Below are 6,724 nucleotides of genomic sequence, written 5' to 3' on the forward strand. Positions count from 1 at the left end.
GGTGAGGGGTGCGACCTATCCGGATGAAGCGCACCCCTCTCCCGGACGGGAGAGGGGGCCCGGGCCAGGGGGGCGCGGCGCGGCTCAGGCGCTCAGCGGGCCGCCGGCCTGCTGGTTCTGCGCCTCCATCGCCTTCTGGCGGTAGAGGCCCACGAAATCGATCGGGTCGATGTAGAGGGGCGGGAAGCCGCCGTTGCGCACGGCCTCGGCGACGATCTGCCGCGCGAAGGGGAAGAGCAGGCGCGGGCACTCGATCATCACCGCCGGGTGGAGCTGGTCCTGCGGGATGTTGCGCATGCGGAAGATGCCGGCGTACTTCAGGTCGAAGGCGAACAGCACCTCGTTGTTGATCTTGGCGTCGCCCTCCAGCGTCAGCTCGACCTCGAAATCGGCCTCCGCGAGCTGCTGGGCGTTGACGTTGACCTGGATGTTGATCTGCGGCCCCTGGCCCTCCTGGGGCTGCAGCGAGCGCGGCGCGTTCGGGTTCTCGAACGAGAGGTCCTTGGCGTACTGGGCCAGCGCGTTGATCGCGGGCGCGGTGTCGGCCTGCGCCGTGGCGCCACCGTTGCCGTTCGGTGCCGGAGAGTCGGCCATGGCGGTTCATCCTCCTCGAAGATCGTCTGGAGCGGCCGGGATCCCGGTGCCGTCGCGCTGTGGCTCGCGTCGAGGGTGCGCCCGCACACGGGGCGTCCCGGTCCCCGCGAAGCCCGGTGCGGGAGCGCGCTAACATGCCCGCCCGGCAGGGACAAGCAACCCGCGCGGAGACCCGCAGAACGTGCGGCGCCCCGCCTGGAACCGCCCGATGGGGCGCCCCATATGCCTTCTCTCACGGGTCGTGCTCTCGAACTCCGGCTCGATCCTTGCGGACTCGATCCTGGGGCAGGGGTCCGTTAAGAGCCCGGCGTGACACTCCGGCCTGGCCAGCGGCCTCACCTTCGCCTTGCTCGCAGGCTGTCATGACGGGCATCGGACGGGTACAGGCGACTGTGCGGCGAAACGGGCGTACCCTCTGGCCAGCGGCGCGGCGGCCACCATCGGATCGGTGATGCAGGATACCTTCGATATTACGACCCTGATCTTCCTGGCTCTCGCGGTCTTCGTGATCTGGCGCCTGCGCTCCGTGCTCGGCCAGAAGACGGGGGCGGAGCGCTCCCCCTTCAAGCCGCTCGACCGCAGCCGCACCGAGCCGCCGGCCGGCCGCCAGGAGGGCGACAACGTCGTGCGCCTGCCGGGCGCCGACCGGCCGCAGGGGGCTGAGCGTGGCCAGGCGGCGGTCGCCGAGGCGCGGGACTGGCGCGGCATCGCCGAGCCCGGCTCGGCGGTGGCCCGCGGCCTCGAGCAGGTGGTGCAGGTCGAGCCGGATTTCGATCCGCGCGCCTTCGTGGACGGCGCCAAGGTCGCCTACGAGACCATCGTGATCGCCTTCGCCAAGGGCGACCGCAAGACCCTGCGCACCCTCCTGTCGCGGGAGGTGGGCGAGGGCTTCGAGCGCGCCATCGGCGAGCGCGAGCGCAACCGGCAGACCGTCGAGACCACCTTCGTGTCGATCGACAAGGCCGAGATCGTCGCCGTCGACGTGCGCAACCGCGTCGCCCAGATCACCGTGCGCTTCCTCTCGAACCTGATCACGGCGACCCGCAACGCCGAGGGCGCGGTGGTCGACGGCAGCGCCGAGACCGTGGTCGAGGTGCCCGATGTCTGGACCTTCGCCCGCACCCTCGGGAGCCGCGACCCGAACTGGCAGCTCGTCGCCACCGAGGCCGGCAACTGACGCGGGTGCCGTGCGCGACGATGCGGTGAGCGGCCGCGCGGCCCGGACGGGACCCGCGCGCGCCGCCGCGATCCTCCCCTCCCTCCTCGTCCCCCTCCTCCTGGCCGGCCCGGACGCCCTCGCGGACGGGCCGACGCGCGTCGGCGAGGCGGTGCTGGAGGCGGTGGCGCCGGCCGCGCTGCCGGGATTCCCCGGCGCCGACCCTGGCGCCGCGCTCGACGCCTTCCGCCGCACCTGCGCCGGCACCCCGGCGGCGCAGCTCCCCGCGGTCGCGGGCGCGGCCGGGGACCTCGCCGCCGCCTGCCGCGCGGCCGCCTCGGTGGCCCCGCACGAGGCCGGCGCCTTCTTCGCGGGGGCCTTCGACGCCTACCGGGTGGTGCGGCCGGCCGACGGCGCGAACCCGGAGCGCCGCACCGGCTTCCTCACGGGCTATTTCGAGCCGGAGCTGGCGGGTTCGCTCGCGCCGAGGCCGGGCTACGCCGCCCCGGTCCTCGCCCGGCCGGACGACCTCGTGACCTTCGAGCCCGGCGAGACCCGGCCCGGCCTCGACCCGGCGCTCCGCGCCGCGAGGGCGGCGGGCACGGGCTTCGAGCCCTACCCGGACCGGGCCGCGATCGAGGACGGGGCGCTCGGCGAGCGCGGCCGGCCCCTCCTCTACCTGCGCGACGCCGTCGACCTGTTCGTGCTCCAGGTGCAGGGCTCGGGCCGGGTCCGCCTGCCCGACGGGCGCTCCGTGCGGGTGCTCTACGACGGGCGCAACGGGCGGCCCTACACCTCGATCGCCAAGCTGATCGTGGCCGAGGGCCACCTGCCGCTGGAGGGCCTCACGCTCGCCCGCTGGACCGGCTGGCTGCGCGACAACCCCGAGGCGGCGCGCCGCCTGATGCGGAAGAACGCCTCCTACATCTTCTTCCGTCTCGCCGCGGTCGAGGATCCGGGCCTCGGGCCGCCGGGGGCCGCGGGCGCACCGCTCTCGCCCGGCCGCAGCATCGCGGTCGACGCCAACCTCTGGCGCTACGGCCTGCCGTTCTGGCTGGAGGGCCGGCTGCCGGGGGGCGGATCGGAGACGGGGCGCCTCGTGGTGGCGGCCGACACCGGCTCGGCCATCGTCGGGCCGGCGCGGGGCGACCTCTATCTCGGCACCGGCGCCGAGGCGGGGGTCGCGGCCGGCAACCTGCGCGACGCGGTCGGCTTCGTGGTGCTGCTGCCCAAGCTGCTGCCCAAGCCCGCAGCCGCGCCCTGAGATGCGGGCGGCCCCATGAGAGCATCCCGATGAGAGCGCCCCCCATGAGAGCGCCCCGACGGACTCGCACCCTGACCGACGCGGAGAGCCGCCTCTGGAACGAGATCGCGCGGCTCGTGACCCCCTTGCGCGGGCGGGCGCGGCCGAAACCGGCCGAGCCGGCCCCCGAGGACGGCTCCAAGGCCGCTTTCAAGTCCGCGAAGATTTCGGCCAAGGCCGCTCCGAAGCCGACGCCGGCCCTCGCCGCGAAATCCGCCCCGCGCCCGCCCGCCGCGAAGCCCACGGCCCGTCTCGCCCAACCGATGCCCGCCTACCAGGCGCCCCCGCAGGCGCCGCCGCCCCCGCCGGCGGGCCTCGAGCGGCGCGCCCGCCAGGCGCTCAAGCGCGGCACCCTGCCGGTCGAGGCGCGGATCGATCTGCACGGGCTCTACCAGGCGGAGGCGCACGCGGCCCTCGTCGGGTTCCTGCTGCGCTGCCGGACGGCGGGGCACGCCCACGTCCTCGTCGTCACCGGCAAGGGCGGTCCGAGCTTCGACGACGCCTTCTCCGAGCGCGGCGTGCTGCGCCGCAGCGTGCCCCACTGGCTGCGCGGTCCGGACCTGCGCGGCATCGTGCTGGGCTTCGAGGAGGCGGCCCGCCACCACGGCGGGGCGGGTGCCCTCTACGTGCGCCTGCGCCGCCGGTGAGGCCGCGGTTCGGCTGCGGCCCGAGCGGGGCTTGAGCCGGGGGCTGAAACGCGGTATGGACAGGGGCCCTCCTACAAGCGCCGTACCGCATCCGTGAGCCGCGAGGGCTCAGCCAAGACGATGCCCAGGGCCACCGGAACCCCGTGACCTGATGAGTTGGCGCCCCCGCGGCGCCCGGCGCGAAACACCTTTCCCGTTCCGTCACCGTCTCCCTTCACCGGTCTTACATTCCACATGACGCCAAATCCCGATGTCCTTGCCGCCGCGGACGTGCCGACCGAGGGCAGCATCGTCGCTGCCGATCTCGACGGCGTGCGCGAGGTCAAGCTGCAGGATCTCAAGTCGAAGACGCCCACCGACCTGATCGCTTTCGCCGAGGAGGTCGAGGTCGAGAACGCCTCGACCATGCGCAAGCAGGAATTGATGTTCGCGATCCTGAAGCAGCTCGCTGCCAAGGAGGTCGAGATCATCGGCTCGGGCACCGTCGAGGTGCTGCAGGACGGCTTCGGCTTCCTGCGCTCGAACGACTCGAACTACCTGCCCGGCCCCGACGACATCTACATCTCGCCGACCCAGATCCGACGCTTCGGCCTGCGCACCGGCGACACCGTCGAGGGGCCGATCCGCGGCCCGAAGGACGGCGAGCGCTACTTCGCGCTCCTCAAGGTCAACACGATCAACTTCGAGAACCCGGAGAAGATCAAGCACAAGGTCCATTTCGACAACCTGACGCCGCTCTTCCCCACCAAGCGGTTCAAGCTCGAGCTGGACAACCCGACGCGCAAGGACTTCTCGCCCCGCGTCATCGACATCGTCTCGCCGATCGGCAAGGGCCAGCGCGCGCTCATCGTGGCGCCGCCCCGCACCGGCAAGACCGTGCTGATGCAGAACATCGCGCAGTCGATCACCCTCAACCATCCCGAGTGCTACCTCATCGTGCTGCTCATCGACGAGCGCCCCGAGGAGGTGACCGACATGCAGCGCTCCGTGAAGGGCGAGGTCATCGCCTCCACCTTCGACGAGCCGGCGACCCGCCACGTGCAGGTGGCCGAGATGGTGATCGAGAAGGCCAAGCGCCTCGTCGAGCACGGGCGGGACGTGGTGATCCTGCTCGACTCTATCACCCGCCTCGGGCGCGCCTACAACACGGTGGTGCCCTCCTCCGGCAAGGTGCTGACCGGCGGCGTCGACGCCAACGCCCTCCAGCGCCCGAAGCGCTTCTTCGGCGCGGCCCGCAACATCGAGGAGGGCGGCTCGCTCACCATCATCGCGACCGCGCTGATCGACACCGGCTCGCGCATGGACGAGGTGATCTTCGAGGAGTTCAAGGGCACCGGCAACTCCGAGATCATCCTGGACCGCAAGGTCTCCGACAAGCGCATCTTCCCGGCCATCGACATCACCCGCTCCGGCACCCGCAAGGAGGAGCTGCTGGTGCCGCCGGACGCGCTCAAGAAGACCTACGTGCTGCGCCGCATCCTCAACCCGATGGGCGTCACCGACGCGATCGAGTTCCTGCTCGACAAGCTGCGGCAGACGAAGAGCAACGGCGACTTCTTCGACTCGATGAACACCTGAGGCCGGTCATCTGAGGCGCGGGGCCGCCCCGGCGGCCCCGCGTCCCGCGGACGCGCCCTCCCGCATGGAGAGCACCCCTACCCTCTTCGCCCCGGCGAGCGGCTTCGGCCGGGCGGCCATCGCCGTCCTGCGCCTCACCGGGCCGGCCTGCGGGCCGCTCCTCGCCGCCCTCGCCAGCGGCTGCCCGCCGCCGCGCCGCCTCTCGCTGCGCACGCTGCGCGACCCCGGCAGCGGCGAGATCCTCGACCGCGCCCTCGTCGCTTGGCTCCCCGGCCCCGCCACCTACACGGGCGAGGACATGGCCGAGCTCCACCTCCACGGCGGGCTCGCGGTGCGGGCCGGCGTCATCCGGGCGCTCGCCGCCTTTCCCGGCTGCCGGGCGGCCGAGCCCGGCGCCTTCACCCGCCGGGCCGTCCTCAACGGGCGCCTCGACCTCACCGAGGCCGAGGGTATCGGCGACCTGATCGACGCGGAGACGGAGGCGCAGCGCCGCCAGGCCCTGCGCCAGCTCGACGGCACGCTCGCCCGGCAGGTCGCGGCTTGGCGCGCGCGGGCGATCGACTGCCTCGCGGGCGCCGAGGCCGTCCTCGACTTCTCTGACGAGGGCGACGTGGATGACGCCGGCCTCGACGGCGCGCTCCTGACACGGGCGGCCGCCCTGCGCGACGAGATCGCCGCGGCGCTCCGCGACGACCGCCGCGGCGAGCGCCTGCGCGAGGGCTTCTGCGTGGTGCTGGCGGGCGCCCCGAACGCCGGCAAGTCGACACTCCTCAACGCCCTGAGCCGGCGCGACGCGGCGATCGTCTCCGACCTGCCGGGCACAACCCGGGACATGATCGAGGTCCGCTGCGACCTCGGCGGCCTGCCGGTGGTGCTCGTCGACACGGCGGGACTGCGCGAGACCGAAGACCGGATCGAGGCCGAGGGCATCCGCCGCACCCGCGCCCGCATGGCGAGCGCCGACCTCGTGCTGCGCCTCATCCCCGCCGACGCCCCCGCGGTGGCTGGCCCGGATTGTCCCGAGCGCACGCTCGCCGTGACGACCAAGGCGGATCTGGCGGCGAAGCCCGTCGCGGGCCTCTGCGTCTCGGCGCTGTCGGGTGAGGGCCTCGACCGGCTCCTCGACGCGATCGAGGCGCGGGCGCGCGCCGAGATCGGGGGCGCCGACGCCCTCATCACCCGCGAGCGCCACCGGGCGGCGCTCGCCCGCTGCGTGGCGAGCCTCGACCGGGTGGTGGCCGGAGCACCTCTGCCCGAGCTCGTCGCCGAGGACCTGCGCCTCGCGGTGCGGGCGCTGGGCGAGGTCGGCGGCCATGTCGGCGTCGAGGAGATGCTCGACCGCCTGTTCGCCGGCTTCTGCATCGGGAAGTGAGATGGCGGAAAAGCTTTTTGTTATCAGTGGTTTGAGGATGCCATAGCGGGAGCCGCAACCGGCTCCCTCTCCCG

General features: G+C 73.2%; 6 protein-coding genes. 5 read left to right on the forward strand and 1 reads right to left on the reverse strand.

Annotated elements, in window-relative coordinates; genetic code table 11:
• Positions 1-84 precede the first annotated feature (84 nt).
• Positions 85-594 (reverse strand): protein-export chaperone SecB, encoded by a 510-nt coding sequence (secB, locus tag MOX02_RS10825; RefSeq protein ID WP_147025806.1) that lies wholly within the window; start codon positions 592-594, stop codon positions 85-87.
• A gap of 451 nt (positions 595-1,045) precedes the next feature.
• Here secB and MOX02_RS10830 point away from each other — a divergent pair, with 451 nt between their 5' ends.
• The 5 genes from MOX02_RS10830 (at position 1,046) to mnmE (ending at position 6,650) form a co-directional block, all read left to right on the forward strand.
• Positions 1,046-1,771: a Tim44/TimA family putative adaptor protein gene (locus tag MOX02_RS10830; protein ID WP_147025807.1), complete on the forward strand. Its 726-nt coding sequence runs from the start codon at positions 1,046-1,048 to the stop codon at positions 1,769-1,771.
• A 10-nt stretch (positions 1,772-1,781) separates the two neighbouring features.
• Positions 1,782-3,014 (forward strand): murein transglycosylase A, encoded by a 1,233-nt coding sequence (mltA, locus tag MOX02_RS10835; RefSeq protein WP_507762757.1) that lies wholly within the window; start codon positions 1,782-1,784, stop codon positions 3,012-3,014.
• Positions 3,015-3,058: 44 nt separating this feature from the next.
• Complete coding sequence (locus MOX02_RS10840) at positions 3,059-3,700, forward strand: Smr/MutS family protein (protein ID WP_147025809.1); 642 nt, start codon at positions 3,059-3,061, stop codon at positions 3,698-3,700.
• Positions 3,701-3,934: 234 nt separating this feature from the next.
• Positions 3,935-5,278, forward strand: coding sequence for a transcription termination factor Rho (gene rho / locus MOX02_RS10845; protein WP_238179293.1), 1,344 nt, complete (start codon positions 3,935-3,937; stop codon positions 5,276-5,278).
• Between the two features lie 64 nt (positions 5,279-5,342).
• Complete coding sequence (mnmE, locus tag MOX02_RS10850; protein ID WP_147025810.1) at positions 5,343-6,650, forward strand: tRNA uridine-5-carboxymethylaminomethyl(34) synthesis GTPase MnmE; 1,308 nt, start codon at positions 5,343-5,345, stop codon at positions 6,648-6,650.
• Positions 6,651-6,724 lie beyond the last annotated feature (74 nt).

The organism is Methylobacterium oxalidis (genome assembly GCF_007992195.1).
Classification (GTDB): Bacteria; Pseudomonadota; Alphaproteobacteria; order Rhizobiales; family Beijerinckiaceae; genus Methylobacterium; species Methylobacterium oxalidis.

What these genes read in the sequence shown, in the direction of transcription:
- MOX02_RS10840 (WP_147025809.1), top strand. Translation starts at nt 3,059, where the DNA reads ATGAGAGCGCCCCGACGGACTCGCACCCTGACCGACGCGGAGAGCCGC.
- mnmE (WP_147025810.1), top strand. Translation starts at nt 5,343, where the DNA reads ATGGAGAGCACCCCTACCCTCTTCGCCCCGGCGAGCGGCTTCGGCCGG.
- secB (WP_147025806.1), bottom strand. Translation starts at nt 594, where the DNA reads ATGGCCGACTCTCCGGCACCGAACGGCAACGGTGGCGCCACGGCGCAG.
- rho (WP_238179293.1), top strand. Translation starts at nt 3,935, where the DNA reads ATGACGCCAAATCCCGATGTCCTTGCCGCCGCGGACGTGCCGACCGAG.
- MOX02_RS10830 (WP_147025807.1), top strand. Translation starts at nt 1,046, where the DNA reads ATGCAGGATACCTTCGATATTACGACCCTGATCTTCCTGGCTCTCGCG.